The following is a 16,023-nucleotide window of genomic DNA, read 5'->3' as shown; positions in this document are numbered from 1 at the left end:
TGGTGAATTTTATGAACGACAAGGGGAGTCTTGTGAAAATTTAATAGTATTATAGTATCCCCTTGTGAAAAAATGGTTGGGGGAATATATAAATGATAACAGAAATGAATATTAAAGTAGTTTGTGAAGAATCGTTTTCAAAAAGAGAAATAAAAATTTTAGAGACGTTTCTTTCAACTTTATCGGGGCATTCTAATGCTCTCGTTACAAAAGAGGGGATGTTTTTAAACCCATTAAGTAAAGAGAAGAGTGTGATTTATTATCACAACTTTGTATTTGTAAAATCACTTACAGAAGAAATGTGTGCAGAATTAAAAGAAGTTTTAACAAGACGTATTAAAAATGCTTTCATTATGATGGAATTTGTAGAGCCAATTGTTACATTTGAAGAAACAATTATAAACGTATAAAAAGTCAGGCTTATGAATTGACCTAATAAAACCGTCTCTTTAATAAATAGTAAAGAGACGGTTTTATTGTTTCACTTTAAAAAGAGTTCAAAAATAAATGTAAATCGATCTTATATAAAAACTACTTATTAAATAAGTGTTACGTATTTAATAAGTAGTTTTTGTATTTCATCCTTCGTTTTTTGTAACTGATTCTACGTTTTTGACGCTCTGTTTTGTAAGTGCTTACATAAACGAAAACATCTTATACAATGAAGGTGTCAAATCAAAAGAGGTGACCAAAATGAACATAAAAAAGTAAATTTAGCGAATAGCATTGAAATAGAAAGAGGAGGCGGAAAGGTATGAAAAAATCAACTGTTAATCCATGGTTTGTTGTCCTTGGCACAGTTATAGTACAAATGGGGCTTGGGACGATATATACATGGAGTTTATTCAATCAGCCTTTAGTTAGTAAATACGGTTGGAGTCTTAACGCTGTTGCGATAACTTTCTCAATTACTAGTCTTTCTTTAGCATTTTCAACTTTATTTGCGAGTAAATTGCAAGAAAAATGGGGACTTCGTAAACTTATTATGATAGCTGGATTAGCATTAGGACTAGGATTAATACTTAGCTCACAAGCGTCCTCATTAATATTACTTTATGTACTAGCGGGAGTTGTTGTAGGTTATGCAGATGGTACAGCATATATCACTTCACTATCAAATTTAATAAAGTGGTTTCCAGAGCGTAAAGGTTTAATTGCTGGTATTTCTGTCTCTGCATATGGTTCAGGTAGCTTAATCTTTAAATACGTTAATGCACAGTTGATTGAATCAGTTGGTGTATCGCAAGCATTTATATACTGGGGTTTAATTGTTACAGCTATGATTGTAATTGGTGCTTGTTTAATCCATCAAGCTGCAGATCAAGGAGCAGTTCATGAAACAAAAACTAAGGAATACACAACGAAAGAAATGTTAGGCACAAAACAAGTATACTTATTATTTATCATGTTATTTACATCATGTATGAGTGGCTTATACTTAATTGGTATGGTAAAAGACATTGGTGTTCAACTTGTAGGACTTAGCGCAGCAACAGCAGCTAATGCGGTGGCTATGGTTGCAATCTTCAATACATTAGGTCGTATCATTTTAGGACCGTTATCGGATAAAATTGGGCGTTTAAAAATCGTTACTGGTACTTTTGTTGTTATGGCGAGTTCAGTCTTAGTTCTAAGTTTTGTAGATTTAAATTATGGTATTTACTTCGTATGTGTAGCAAGTGTAGCGTTTTGCTTTGGTGGAAATATCACTATTTTCCCAGCTATTGTTGGTGATTTCTTCGGTATGAAAAACCATAGTAAGAACTACGGAATTGTGTATCAAGGATTTGGATTTGGGGCGCTTGCAGGTTCCTTTATCGGTGCACTTCTAGGTGGATTCAAACCAACGTTCATGGTGATCGGTGTATTATGTGTCGTGTCATTCATTATCGCAATTTTAATTCAAGCACCTAAACAGAAAAAGGAACAAGAAGAAGAGTATCGCAGCGTAGCATAAGTATACAAATCTTCTATAACACTATGATTACGAAAAAGCATCCTATTCTATTAATTAGGATGCTTTTTATGAGTTATTTTAACAAGGTTAAATTACTTTTGTGATTTTTATAGATGTAAAAGTGAGTGGAATACCCATTTGGAATATAATAAATTGATACATCATATTCGAAATATATATTAAATCTTAAATGATAAAGAAGACATTCATTAGTATTTGTAAGATATATTTTCAGAAAAATATTGAGAAAATATATACTTGAGTTTTTCATAAAGCATTGTAAATGAACGTATCTCTAGTTTATCTTCTTCAATTTTAAAAGAGGAGTTTGAATTTTATTTATAATATAAGTACATTTAATGCGTTTAGATATGATTTTATTAAGAAGCATTAAAATACTTTATCTGAAAAATAAAAAAGATTGACAAGTTTATTGAGAAACATTATCATTTCGGTGTAAGATAGTAAATGAAAAACATTATCAATAAAATGGATTTTAAAGTAATGCGCACTTGACCAATTAGTTTAGTAAGTGTATTATTTTTTATAACATCACTGATAATGAAAATCAATATCATTTATGTTACTTAATGAAATTAATGTTTATGTGAAAGGATAGAGAAAATGAACTTAGGGGAATTTGATGGGCAAACAGTTTTAGTAACAGGTGCAGCACAAGGCATAGGCAGTGTTGTTGCCAAAATGTTTTTAGAAAGAGGAGCCACAGTTATTGCGGTTGATCAAAATGAAGAGGGGTTAAATGTACTCTTAAATCAAAATGAATTAAATAAAACACGTATGAAAACGTTTCGTTTAGATGTGAGTAATAGCGCTGCTGTTGAAGACATGGTAAATCATATTGCAAATGAAATAGCGCCAATAGATATTTTAATAAATGTTGCAGGGGTTTTACGTATGGGACCAATTCATTCGTTAAGTGATGAAGATTGGAATAAAACATTCTCTGTAAATACTACAGGGGTTTTCAATATGTCCCGAGCGGTAAGTAAAAATATGATGCTAAGAAAATCAGGGGCAATTGTTACAGTCGGTTCAAATGCGGCAAATACGCCGAGAATGGAGATGGCTGCGTATGCTGCGTCAAAGGCTGCAACGACGATGTTTATGAAATGTTTAGGACTAGAGCTTGCGGCATACAATATACGCTGCAACTTAGTTTCTCCAGGTTCTACTGAAACTGAGATGCAAAGATTACTATGGGCTGATGAGAATGGAGCTAAAAATATAATTGCTGGTTCTCAAAATACATATAGACTCGGAATTCCATTACAAAAAATTGCACAACCTTCAGAAGTTGCTGAAGCCGTGTTATTTTTAGCCTCAGATAGAGCAAGTCATATTACAATGCACAATTTATGTGTCGATGGCGGTGCTACGTTAGGAGTTTAATCAAAATTCAGGAGGTTATTATATTATGAATGAACATATAGCTGTAAAGGAATTGTCAGAAAAACTTTTAGAAGATTATAAGACTGAATCTTCATTCTTTTTTGCTTCACCAACTCGAACGATATTAGCAGAAGGAGAGTTTACTACAGTAAAGCATCGTGAAATTGAAAATTTCCCAGAGCTTGTGCAAGCGACATTAAGTAATGCGAAACAAGCTGGAAATCCAAATCCTATCGTTGTGGGTGCTTTGCCATTCGATCGTAGAAAAGAAGTGCAACTTATCGTACCAGAATATAGTAGGATTTCTGAGCGTTTACAATTGGATACAACAAATCAGCTTGAAACAAATGAGAACGTAACATTTGAAATGACGCCAATGCCAGACCCTGAAGTTTATATGAATGGTGTGAAGCAAGGAATTAAAAAAATACAGGACGGTGATTTAAAGAAAATCGTTCTATCTAGATCGTTAGATGTTAAATCTTCGGAAAAGATTGATAAGCAAAAACTTCTGCGAGAATTAGCAGAGCATAATAAGCATGGTTATACATTTGCTGTGAATTTACCGAAAGATGAAAAAGAGAACAGTAAGACGCTAATTGGAGCAAGTCCTGAATTACTTGTTTCACGTAATGGTATGCAAGTTATTTCTAACCCGTTAGCTGGTTCAAGGCCACGTAGTGAGGACCCAGTAGAAGATAAAAGAAGAGCAGAGGAATTACTTTCTTCTCCAAAAGATTTACATGAACATGCGGTAGTAGTGGAAGCGGTTGCCGCTGCACTTCGTCCGTATTGTCATACATTACATGTTCCAGAAAAGCCATCAGTTATTCATAGTGAAGCGATGTGGCATTTGTCTACAGAAGTGAAAGGTGAACTGAAGGATCCAAATACTTCTTCTTTACAATTAGCAATTGCCCTTCATCCTACGCCAGCAGTTTGCGGAACTCCGATGGAAAAAGCAAGAGAGGCTATACAGCATATTGAGCCATTTGACCGCGAGTTCTTTACAGGAATGCTAGGATGGAGCGATTTAAATGGAGATGGAGAATGGATTGTTACAATTCGTTGTGCTGAAGTACAAGAAAATACACTGCGTTTATATGCAGGAGCTGGAGTTGTTGCTGAGTCAAAACCAGAAGATGAGTTAGCAGAAACATCAGCTAAGTTCCAAACAATGCTAAAAGCTTTAGGGTTAAGAGATAGTTCACTTAATGAAAAATAGGGGGAAGAAAGAATGCTAGTAGGTTATACAGAATGGCCAAAAGAATTTGCCAATCGTTACCGAGAAGAAGGATGTTGGCTTGGTGAAACATTTGGAGGAGTGTTAAGAGAGCGTGCTGAGAAATATGGAGATCAAATCGCGGTTGTAAGTGGTAAGAAGCATATAACATATAGTGAACTTAATAAAAAGGTAGATCGTTTAGCAGCAGGTTTACTGAATTTAGGAATAAAGAAAGAGGACAGAGTTGTAATCCAGTTACCTAACATTATCGAGTTTTTCGAAATATGTTTTGCACTATTTCGAATTGGAGCGCTTCCTGTCTTTGCACTGCCGTCACATCGAAGCAGTGAAATTAGTTATTTTTGTGATTTTGGCGAGGCGAGCGCTTACGTTATTTCAGATAAGGCTCTCGGTTTTGATTATCGAAAACTAGCAAGAGAAGTGAAAGAGAAAGTGCCAAATTTACAACATGTAATTGTAGTGGGAGAAGAAGAAGAGTTTGTGAACATAAATGATCTGTATATGGATCCCGTCTCATTACCAGAAGTTCAGCCAAGTGATGTTGCGTTTCTCCAATTATCAGGAGGCACAACAGGTCTTTCTAAATTAATTCCTAGAACACATGATGACTATATTTATAGTTTGCGTGTTAGCGCTAAAATTTGTAATTTGAATGCAGAAAGCGTCTATATGGCAGTTCTTCCAGTAGCACACAATTACCCAATGAGTTCTCCAGGGACATTTGGAACTTTCTATGCGGGTGGAAAAGTGGTATTGGCAACTGGTGGTAGTCCAGATGAGGCATTTGCTCTTATCGAAAAAGAAAAAGTTACAATTACAGCGCTCGTTCCGCCATTAGCAATGATTTGGCTTGATGCTGCATCTTCTCGTAATACCGATTTATCGAGCCTAGAGGTTATTCAAGTAGGTGGTGCTAAGTTTAGTGCTGAGGTAGCAAGACGTATACGCCCTACATTTGGATGTACGTTACAGCAAGTATTCGGTATGGCGGAAGGATTAGTGAACTATACAAGATTAGACGATCCGGAAGAAATTATTATTCATACACAAGGTAGACCAATGTCTGCACTCGATGAAGTACGAGTTGTTGATGAAAATGACAACGATGTACAACCTGGCGAAGTAGGTAGTTTATTAACAAGAGGTCCATATACAATTCGTGGTTACTATAAAGCTGAAGAGCATAATGCACGATCATTTACAAAGGATGGGTTTTATCGCACAGGTGATCTTGTAAAAGTAAATGAACAAGGATACATCATTGTAGAAGGAAGAGATAAAGATCAAATTAACCGTGGTGGTGAGAAAGTTGCTGCGGAAGAAGTTGAAAATCATTTATTAGCACACGATGCGGTTCATGACGTAGCAATTGTATCTATGCCTGACGATTATTTAGGTGAACGCACCTGTGCTTTTGTTATAGCTCGCGAACAAGTTCCGGCAGTAAGTGAATTAAAAATGTTTTTAAGAGAACGTGGTATCGCGGCTTATAAAATTCCAGATCGAATTGAATTTATTGAATCATTCCCGCAAACAGGAGTCGGAAAAGTCAGCAAAAAAGAACTACGTAAAGTCATTGCTGAAAAACTAATTATAGTAAAACAATAATAAAAACCGGAAGGAAGTGATTAGATGGCTATCCCATCTATTTCAGTATATAAAATGCCAATTGAATCAGAACTACCAAAAAATAAAGTGAATTGGACACCAGATCCAAAACGTGCAGTACTTTTAATTCATGACATGCAAGAATATTTTCTTGATGCATATAGCGATAAAGAATCACCAAAAGTAGAACTTATTTCAAATATTAAAATGATAAGAGAAAAATGTAAGGAACTTGGTATACCAGTTGTTTATACAGCACAACCTGGTGGGCAAACGTTAGAACAACGAGGTTTATTACAAGACTTTTGGGGTGACGGTATTCCTGCTGGACCAGATAAAAAGAAAATTGTTGATGAACTTACTCCTGATGAAGATGATATATTCCTAACAAAATGGAGATATAGTGCATTTAAAAAGACAAATCTATTAGAAATTTTAAATGAACAAGGAAGAGATCAACTCATTATTTGCGGTATTTATGCGCATATTGGCTGTCTTTTAACAGCTTGTGAAGCATTTATGGATGGTATAGAGCCGTTCTTTGTAGCAGATGCAGTTGCTGATTTTTCACTAGAGCATCATAAACAAGCATTGGAGTATGCATCTAATAGATGTGCAGTAACGACATCAACAAACCTACTGTTAAAAGCTTTACAAAGTGTAAAAGGTGATGAGAGTGAAGGAATCACTATACAGGAAGTGCATGAACTAGTTGCACAACTACTTCGTGAGCCAGTAGAGAGTATTGATATTGATGAGGACTTATTAAATAGAGGGCTTGATTCGGTCAGAATTATGAGTTTAGTAGAGAAATGGCGTCGTGAAGGGAAAGAAATCACTTTTGCAGATTTAGCAGAACGTCCAACTGTTGCAGGTTGGTACAGTTTACTATCTTCACAAACAGCACAGGTGCTGTAACAAATAGACTACATAATAAAGGGGTAGTAAAGAATGCCTAACAGTCAAAAGATTCGTCATTCGTTATCATCTGCGCAGTCTGGTATGTGGTTTGCGCAACAATTAGATCCGCTTAATCCGATATATAATACTGGGGAATATGTAGAAATAAATGGAAATATTCATCAAGACATTTTTGAATTAGCTGTACGTAAAGTTGTAATGGAAGCAGAGGCAATTCACGTTCGCTTCGAAGAGGATGAAATTGGCCCATGGCAAGTTGTTGAAGAATCACAGTTTCATATGCATTTTATTGACGTTCGTAAAGAAGAAAACCCTGAAGAAGCTGCTAAAGTATGGATGAAAAATGATTTATCTATACCAGTCAATTTGAAAAAAGATATATTATTTACTGAAGCACTTATTCAAGTTGAAAATAATCGTTTCTTTTGGTATCAGCGCATCCATCACATTGTGATGGATGGCTATGGATTTTCACTTCTTAGCCAAAAGGTAGCGAATGAGTATACATCACTTATAGAAGAAACAAACAAGAGTCAAAAGCCATTTGGTTCTCTTGCGAAAGTCGTGCAAGAAGATATTGAGTATCGTGAGTCAAAACAATTTCAGGAAAATCGTACTTTTTGGTTAGAAAAGTTTGCAGATGCCCCAGAAGTTGTAAGTTTGGCAGAACGAGCACCGAGAACATCAAATGGATTTTCACGAGAAACAGCTTATTTATCTAGTTCTAGCACGAAAACTTTACTAGAAGATATCAATATTTCGTTAACAAGTTGGCCGGAATTCATTGTCGCTGTAACAAGTATTTATATGCATAAATTAACAGGTGAAAATGATATTGTTTTAGGTTTACCGATGATGGGACGTCTAGGTTCTGTATCTATTCATACACCAAGTATGGTAATGAATTTAGTTCCACTTCGTATTACAGTAACTCCAAATATAACTCTTGCGGAATTATTGCAGCAAGTTTCTAAAGAAATTCGAGATGTACGTCACCATCATAAATACCGTCATGAGGAATTAAGAAGAGACTTAAAGTTACTAGGTGAAAATCAAAGGTTGTTTGGACCGTTAGTGAATGTTATGCCTTTTGATTACGGGCTTAATTTTGCTGGAAATCGTGGTATTACACATAACTTATCAGCAGGACCTGTAGATGATTTATCGATAAATGTATATAAACGTTTTGATCAAAATGAGCTAATGATTCATTTTGATGCGAATCCCGAAGTATATAATGGCGCAGAGCTAGCATTGCATAAAGAAAGATTTATGAATCTATTTGAATTAGTAATAAATAATTATGAGAAAAACGAGTCGATTGGAAAAATAAACATTACTCTGCCTGAAGAAAATCATAAAGTTTTATTGGAATGGAATGAAACGAAGGAAGATGATGAGTTAATTAGTCTACCTATATCATTTGAAAAACAAGTGCAAAAAAATCCCAATAAACTAGCGATTACTTGTGACGGTGTAAACCTTACGTATAAAGAGCTAAATGAACGAGCGAATGAACTAGCACATTATTTAGTAGAAGAAGGAATACGACCAAATCAGTTTGTAGCTTTAGTATTCCCTAGATCAATAGAAATGGTAGTTAGTATGCTAGCAGTCGTAAAGGCTGGTGCAGCGTATTTACCAATAGATCCAGAATACCCAGCAGAAAGAGTTAATTATATAGTAAATGATGCAAAACCAGTTTGTATCATAACACATTCATCTGTTTCATCTAAGTTAGTTATAGAAAATGATATGAAAAAAATTGTATTAGATGATGAAGAAACGAAAATAGCGTTACATACATATTCTCGTATGAATATAGCATGTAAGAATGATGTATCACTTTTAAACCCAGCCTATACAATATATACTTCAGGCTCAACAGGAAACCCAAAAGGTGTAATTGTTCCTATGAGAGGTTTAAGTAACTTTTTAATGGCTATGCAACAAAAGTTTTCATTAAATGAAAATGATCATTTATTAGCAGTTACAACGTTTGCGTTTGATATTTCTGCTCTAGAAATTTATTTACCTCTTATTAGTGGTGCAAGTTTAACAATTGCGCAAAAAGAAGACATACAAGAGCCATCAGCATTAACGACACTTTTACAAGAAGAAAGAGTGACCGTTATGCAGGCTACACCGACGCTTTGGCAGGCGTTAGTAACTGATTATCCAGAAAAGCTACAAGGGCTAAACATACTAGTTGGTGGTGAAGCTCTTCCAGCGCATTTAGCAAATAAATTAAAAGAATTAGGTTGCTCAATAACTAATTTATATGGACCAACTGAAACGACGATTTGGTCTACTTTCATGAACATTGATGAAGGTGAAAAGGGTATACCTCCTATCGGAAAGCCAATTTGCAACACAGAAGTGTATGTATTGGATGCAGGGTTACAACCAGTTCCACCTGGAGTTATTGGGGAATTATATATTGCAGGGGAAGGACTTGCAAGCGGATATTTAGGAAAACCTGAGTTAACAGCTGAACGGTTTGTTGCAAATCCTTATGGAGAATCAGGGAAGCGCATGTACCGTACAGGAGATCTTGTGAAATGGCGTAGTGATGGTGCGTTAGAGTACATTAGTCGCGCAGATCATCAAATTAAAATTCGTGGATTCCGAATTGAATTAGCTGAAATTGAAACGGTATTACAACGACATGAAAATATTCAACAAGCGGTAGTAATGGTACGAGAAGATCGTCCAAATGATAAACGCATCATTGCGTATATCGTTGCAGAAGAAAAGGAACCGATTAATCTTTCAGAAATTCGTTCTTATGTTTCAGAAAGTTTAGCGAATTATATGATACCATCGGCATTTGTTGTGCTAGAAGAATTACCATTAACGCCAAATGGTAAGGTTGACAGAAAGAAATTACCTGCTCCTGATTTTAATGGAATGAACAATGAGAGGGTTGCTAGAAATCCGAAAGAAGAAATATTATGTGATTTATTTGCAGAAGTACTTGGTGTTTCTCGAATTAGCATTGATGATAATTTCTTTGAAATGGGTGGACATTCACTTCTCGCATCTCGTTTAATGGCAAGAATTCGTGAAACGTTAAGTGTGGAATTAGGAATTGGGAAACTATTTGAATCACCAACTGTTGCCGAACTGGCGCAACAATTAAACCATGCAAAAAGTGCAAGACCAGCTATTCAGAAAGCAAGTAGGTCAAATGAAATTCCACTTTCATTTGCACAGCGCAGGTTATGGTTCTTAAATTGTTTAGAAGGTCCAAGTCCTACTTATAATATTCCGCTAGTCATTCGTATGAATGGAATATTGAATCGGGAAGCATTACAAGGTGCTTTTTATGATGTAGTTGAGAAACATGAAACACTTAGAACAATTTTCCCTAACGTATTAGGTAGTTCCTATCAGAAAATTTTAGATATGGAAAACTTAAATCTAGAAATGGTAATAACTAATACATGTAAAGATGAATTAGAAAGTGTACTTTCAGAGGCGGTAAGATATAGCTTTAACCTCGATTTTGAGCCGGCAGTTCGTTTGCAACTTTTTACAATGAGTGAAAACGAACATGTATTATTAATTCTATTACATCATATTGTAGGTGATGGCTGGTCATTACAGCCGTTAACGAGAGATTTTACAGCGGCGTATAAAGCGCGATGTCAAGGTGACAGAGTTCAGCTGGAGACACTACCAGTTCAATACGCAGATTATGCACTTTGGCAACAGCAATTGCTAGGTGATGAAACGACACAAGAGAGTCTTATTTCAACACAATTAGATTTTTGGAAAGAAGAACTTAAAGGTTTACCAGACCAAATGGAGTTACCTACAGATTTCCAGCGTCCAATTGAGACGAGTTACCGCGGGGAAACAATTCATTTTCATATAGATGAAGGTATGCATAGTAGGTTAGTAGAGCTTGCACGTAAAAATGGAGTTAGTTTGTTTATGGTATTGCAAGCAGGGCTTAGTGCACTATTTACAAGATTAGGTGCAGGCACTGATATACCAATTGGAAGTCCGATTGCTGGAAGAAATGATGATGTACTTTCAGATATTGTTGGTTTATTTGTAAATACATTAGTGTTACGTACAAATACTTCAGGAGATCCAAGTTTTAAAGAATTATTAAATAGAGTGAAGCAGGTAAATCTTGCAGCTTATGAAAATCAAGATGTTCCATTTGAAAGGCTTGTTGAAGTATTAAATCCAGTACGTACTCGAAACAGCCATCCGTTGTTTCAAGTTATGTTAGCTTTTCAAAATACACCAGAAGCAACGTTTCATGTACCAGATTTAGAAGCGAGCCTTGAAATTCAAAGCGTTGGTTCTGCAAAATTTGATTTAACATTTGAAATTAGTGAGAGTAACGGGGTTGATGGTACTCCGAACGGTTTACATGGATTACTAGAGTTTAGTACCGATTTATATAAACGTGAAACGGTTCAAAAACTAATAGAACGATTCATTTTGTTATTAGATGATGCAACTACAAATCCAGATCAATCCATTGGCAGATTAGAAATATTAACTTTAGCAGAGAAAAATACAGTGTTAGAAAAGTGGAATGGTGGTTTTCAAATTGCACCAGAAATGACATTGCCACAATTGTTTGAAAAGCAGGCTCATATAAATCCAAATTCTATTGCTGTTGTCTTTGAAGATAAGAAATTAACTTATGAAGAGTTAAATAGAAAAGCAAATAAAATAGCTCGATTCCTAATAGCAAAAGGGATTGGTCCTGATCAACTCGTTGCTTTAGCGATGCCAAGATCATTAAACATGGTTGTAAGCTTATTAGCTGTTCTTAAAGCTGGTGCTGGATACCTTCCGTTAGATCCAGATTACCCAGCAGACCGTATTTCATTTATGCTACACGATGCGAAACCATCATGTGTTTTAACGAATTCAGAAGTGGAAATTGAATGTAATGAGGCACTAAAAGTTTTAGTTGATGATGTGAAAGTAATAGCAGAGGTTGAGAAATATAGTGAAGACAATATTGATGAAGTGGAACGAATTAAGCCATTATCTCCATCACATATTGCTTACGTTATTTATACGTCAGGGTCAACGGGCAGACCGAAAGGCGTTATGATACCTCATCAAAATGTAGTGAGACTTTTAGGAGCAACTGATCATTGGTTCCAGTTTGACGGAAACGATGTTTGGACGATGTTCCATTCATATGCTTTTGATTTCTCGGTTTGGGAAATTTGGGGACCTTTATTATACGGAGGGCGTTTAGTTGTAGTCCCACATACTGTAAGTCGCTCGCCGAAAGAATTTTTACAGCTTCTTGTTAAAGAAAAGGTTACGGTTTTAAACCAAACTCCATCAGCGTTCTACCAATTGATGCAAGCAGATCGTGAAAATGAAGAGATTGGCCAAAAATTATCTTTACGATATGTTGTTTTTGGAGGGGAAGCACTTGAGCTAAGTCGCTTAGAAGATTGGTATAGTCGACATCCTCATAACGCACCAAAGCTTATTAATATGTATGGTATTACAGAGACGACAGTACATGTTAGTTATATTGAATTAGATGAAACTATCGTCTCTTTACGGGCAAATAGTTTAATTGGGTGCAGTATACCTGACCTTAAAGTGTATGTGTTAGACAACTATTTACAACCAGTCCCACCTGGAGTAGTTGGAGAAATGTATGTTGCAGGTGCAGGACTTGCGCGTGGATATTTAGGAAGAGCAGGATTAACGGCTGAACGCTTTATCGCAGATCCATTTGGCAAGCCAGGTACAAGAATGTATCGTACAGGAGACTTAGCTCGCTGGCGTAATGATGGGACGCTAGATTATATAGGACGTGCAGATCATCAAATCAAAATTCGTGGATTCCGAATTGAATTAGGAGAAATAGAAGCAGTCATAATGAAGCACCCTAAAGCTGAGCAAGTAGCCGTTATTGTACGTGAAGATCAACCAGGGGATAAACGGTTAGTTTCTTATATCGTTGCATCAAATAATGAAGCAATTGATACGAATGAAATGCGTCAGTTTGCTAGTGGTAGTTTACCAGATTATATGGTTCCATACGCTTTTGTAGTAGTAAATGAGTTACCTTTAACTCCAAACGGTAAATTAGATAGAAAGGCATTGCCAGCTCCAGTATTTATCGCATCATCTTCTAGTCGTGGTCCAAGAACACCGCAAGAAGAAATGTTATGTGACTTGTTTACAGAAGTGCTAAGTGTACCTCAAATTGGAATTGATGACGGATTCTTTGATCTTGGTGGTCATTCACTCCTTGCAGTACAGCTTATGAGCCGCATGAAAGAGGCGCTTGGAGTGGAACTAAACATTGGTACTTTATTTGCAGCACCAACTGTTGCAGGGTTAGCTGAAAGACTTGAGATGGGGAATGGTCAAAGTGCACTTGATGTGTTGCTTCCATTACGAGCAAGCGGGGATCAATTACCACTATTTTGTGTACATCCAGCAGGTGGATTAAGTTGGTGCTATGCAGGACTTATGAAATCTTTAGGAACAGATTATCCAATTTATGGTGTGCAAGCACGTGGTATTGCTAAAAATGAAGAACTTCCAAAAAGTTTAGAGGAGATGGCGGCGGATTACTTGAAACACGTTCGTGAAGTACAGCCTCATGGACCATATCGTTTATTAGGTTGGTCGCTTGGAGGAAATGTTGTGCATGCAATGGCGGCGCAATTACAAAATGAAGGGGAAGAAGTAGAATTACTCGTTATGCTTGACTCTTATCCTGGACACTTCTTACCGAATACGGAAGCGCCTACTGAAGAGGAAGCGTTAATCGCATTACTTGCTTTAGGCGGATATGACCCAGATAACATGGATGGTAAACCACTTACAATGGAAAGTGCAGTTGAAATCCTTCGTAAAGATGGAAGTGCATTAGCAAGTCTTGAAGAAGAGACTATATTGAACTTGAAAGAAACATATGTAAATTCAGTAGGGTTGTTAGGGAAATATGTACCGAAAGTTTATAACGGAGATATCCTGTTCTTTAGATCTACTGTTATACCAGACTGGTTTGATCCTATTTCTTCAAATACGTGGCTAAATTATTTAGACGGGCAAATTGTGCAGCACGATATTGATTGTAGACATAAAGATTTATGTCAGCCAGGTCCGCTTACGGAAATTGGACAAGTATTAGCGAAATATTTGCAGAATAAGAAAGGGGTAAGTAGAGTATGACGAATCCATTTGAAAATGATAATTACACATATAAAGTATTAATAAATGAGGAGGGCCAGTATTCTCTCTGGCCTGCTTTTCTCGATGTACCTATTGGCTGGAATATCGTATATGAAGAAGCTAGTAGGCAGAGCTGCTTAGAATATGTTGAATATAACTGGAAAGATTTGAATCCAAAAAGTAATCAAGTTCGCGAAAAAACATTAGCAGGAAAACGATAATGAAAGAAAAACTAAATCCAAAAGTAGTTGTAAGTATCGTTTATATAACTGCGATGTTTATGGCTGCGATGGACGCAACGATTGTAAATGTAGCACTGCAAACGATAAGTAGAGAACTACAAGTACCTGCATCTGCAATGGGGACGGTTAATGTTGGGTATTTAGTTAGTTTAGCTGTTTTCCTTCCGATTTCTGGTTGGTTAGGAGATCGATTTGGTACGAAAAGAGTGTTTTTAATTGCTCTTTTCGTATTTACAATTGCCTCTGCTTTATGCGGAATGGCTAACGATATTACTTCATTGAATATTTTCCGTATTATTCAAGGTGCTGGTGGAGGGCTTTTAACACCAGTTGGAATGGCAATGTTATTTCGAACATTTTCACCAGAGGAAAGACCGAAGATTTCTCGGTTCATTATACTTCCAATTGCTGTAGCACCAGCAATTGGTCCTATCATCGGTGGTTTCTTTGTAGATCAAATGTCTTGGCGTTGGGCATTTTATATTAATCTACCGTTTGGAATCGTTGCATTGCTATTTGGACTTCTATTTTTAGCAGAGCATGTTGAAAAATCAGCTGGTCGCTTTGATTCGCTCGGCTTTATTTTATCAGCACCAGGATTTGCGATGCTCATATATGCGCTCAGCCAGGGACCATCAAAAGGGTGGATTTCTCCAGAAATTATGAGTACTGGGATAGCTGGGGGTGTATTCATTACATTGTTTATAATCGTAGAACTGAAAGTAAAGCAACCGATGTTAGATTTACGTTTATTAAAAGAACCAGTGTTTAGAAAGATGAGTCTTATATCATTATTTTCATCAGCTGGTTTACTAGGAATGTTATTTGTTTTTCCACTTATGTATCAAAATGTGATAGGAGTTTCCGCGCTGGAATCAGGACTTACGACATTTCCAGAGGCGATTGGATTAATGATTTCTTCACAAATTGTGCCATGGTCATATAAAAAATTAGGAGCGCGAAAGGTAATTTCTATTGGATTAATTTGTACCGTGGTTATCTTTGTTTTATTAAGTTTTGTAAATCACGATACGAATCCGTGGCAAATCCGCGCATTATTGTTTGGTATCGGTATTTTCTTAGGTCAATCTGTCGGTGCGGTTCAATTTTCTGCCTTTAACAATATCACGCCGCCTTCTATGGGGAGAGCTACTACTATATTCAATGTGCAAAATCGATTAGGTTCAGCAATAGGAGTAGCTGTTTTAGCTAGTATACTAGCTGGTTTTGGAAGTAATAACGCTCAATCCGATTTTTTACCATATCAAGCAGCATTAATTGGATCAGCAATATTTTTGCTCATAGCACTACTATTTTCTTTACGTATTTCCGATAAAGAGGTAATGTCAAAGAAGAAAGAAAAAACATTATCTGTATCAGAAAAAGAGAAAGTACTTGTCAATGAATAACAATATACGCATGCTTTCTTATGAAAATTGATATTCGTTGAA

9 protein-coding genes are annotated in these 16,023 nt (G+C 36.2%); all 9 read left to right on the top strand.

The genetic code is table 11. The features are described from left to right. The first annotated feature begins 92 nt into the window (after positions 1 to 92). Positions 93 to 410 (top strand): hypothetical protein, encoded by a 318-nt coding sequence (locus IQ781_RS04025; protein WP_000627302.1) that lies wholly within the window; start codon positions 93 to 95, stop codon positions 408 to 410. Positions 411 to 754: 344 nt separating this feature from the next. Next, positions 755 to 1,957, top strand: a complete 1,203-nt coding sequence (locus IQ781_RS04020) for an L-lactate MFS transporter (protein ID WP_000750111.1) — start codon at positions 755 to 757, stop codon at positions 1,955 to 1,957. Between the two features lie 624 nt (positions 1,958 to 2,581). Beyond that, a complete protein-coding gene (gene dhbA, locus IQ781_RS04015) occupies positions 2,582 to 3,367 on the top strand; it encodes a 2,3-dihydro-2,3-dihydroxybenzoate dehydrogenase (protein ID WP_001048437.1) in 786 nt (261 codons plus the stop codon). Between the two features lie 25 nt (positions 3,368 to 3,392). Then, positions 3,393 to 4,592: an isochorismate synthase DhbC gene (gene dhbC, locus IQ781_RS04010; RefSeq protein WP_001002068.1), complete on the top strand. Its 1,200-nt coding sequence runs from the start codon at positions 3,393 to 3,395 to the stop codon at positions 4,590 to 4,592. A gap of 12 nt (positions 4,593 to 4,604) precedes the next feature. Continuing rightward, positions 4,605 to 6,221, top strand: coding sequence for a (2,3-dihydroxybenzoyl)adenylate synthase (locus IQ781_RS04005; RefSeq protein WP_139846928.1), 1,617 nt, complete (start codon positions 4,605 to 4,607; stop codon positions 6,219 to 6,221). A gap of 24 nt (positions 6,222 to 6,245) precedes the next feature. Continuing rightward, positions 6,246 to 7,139 (top strand): isochorismatase family protein, encoded by an 894-nt coding sequence (locus tag IQ781_RS04000; RefSeq protein ID WP_001007255.1) that lies wholly within the window; start codon positions 6,246 to 6,248, stop codon positions 7,137 to 7,139. A 33-nt stretch (positions 7,140 to 7,172) separates the two neighbouring features. After that, positions 7,173 to 14,330 carry an amino acid adenylation domain-containing protein gene (locus IQ781_RS03995; RefSeq protein WP_139846929.1) on the top strand — a complete coding sequence of 2,386 codons (7,158 nt, stop codon included), beginning with the start codon at positions 7,173 to 7,175 and terminating at the stop codon, positions 14,328 to 14,330. Next, entirely contained in the window at positions 14,327 to 14,551 is a 225-nt protein-coding gene (locus IQ781_RS03990; protein ID WP_000184055.1) for an MbtH family protein, read from the top strand. Before IQ781_RS03995 ends, IQ781_RS03990 begins: the two co-directional genes overlap by 4 nt. Beyond that, positions 14,551 to 15,981, top strand: a complete 1,431-nt coding sequence (locus IQ781_RS03985) for an MDR family MFS transporter (protein ID WP_000660191.1) — start codon at positions 14,551 to 14,553, stop codon at positions 15,979 to 15,981. The genes IQ781_RS03990 and IQ781_RS03985 overlap by 1 nt, the downstream gene beginning before the upstream one ends. The last annotated feature ends 42 nt before the right edge of the window (positions 15,982 to 16,023 follow it).

This window comes from Bacillus sp. N447-1 (assembly GCF_022701035.1).
Classification (GTDB): Bacteria; Bacillota; Bacilli; order Bacillales; family Bacillaceae_G; genus Bacillus_A; species Bacillus_A cereus.
This window is presented reverse-complemented; position numbering and strand designations above follow the sequence as displayed.

Coding starts and splice junctions, on each gene's coding strand:
- IQ781_RS04020 (WP_000750111.1), top strand. CDS start 755: ATGAAAAAATCAACTGTTAATCCATGGTTTGTTGTCCTTGGCACAGTT.
- IQ781_RS03990 (WP_000184055.1), top strand. CDS start 14,327: ATGACGAATCCATTTGAAAATGATAATTACACATATAAAGTATTAATA.
- IQ781_RS04000 (WP_001007255.1), top strand. CDS start 6,246: ATGGCTATCCCATCTATTTCAGTATATAAAATGCCAATTGAATCAGAA.
- dhbC (WP_001002068.1), top strand. CDS start 3,393: ATGAATGAACATATAGCTGTAAAGGAATTGTCAGAAAAACTTTTAGAA.
- IQ781_RS03985 (WP_000660191.1), top strand. CDS start 14,551: ATGAAAGAAAAACTAAATCCAAAAGTAGTTGTAAGTATCGTTTATATA.
- IQ781_RS04005 (WP_139846928.1), top strand. CDS start 4,605: ATGCTAGTAGGTTATACAGAATGGCCAAAAGAATTTGCCAATCGTTAC.
- IQ781_RS04025 (WP_000627302.1), top strand. CDS start 93: ATGATAACAGAAATGAATATTAAAGTAGTTTGTGAAGAATCGTTTTCA.
- dhbA (WP_001048437.1), top strand. CDS start 2,582: ATGAACTTAGGGGAATTTGATGGGCAAACAGTTTTAGTAACAGGTGCA.
- IQ781_RS03995 (WP_139846929.1), top strand. CDS start 7,173: ATGCCTAACAGTCAAAAGATTCGTCATTCGTTATCATCTGCGCAGTCT.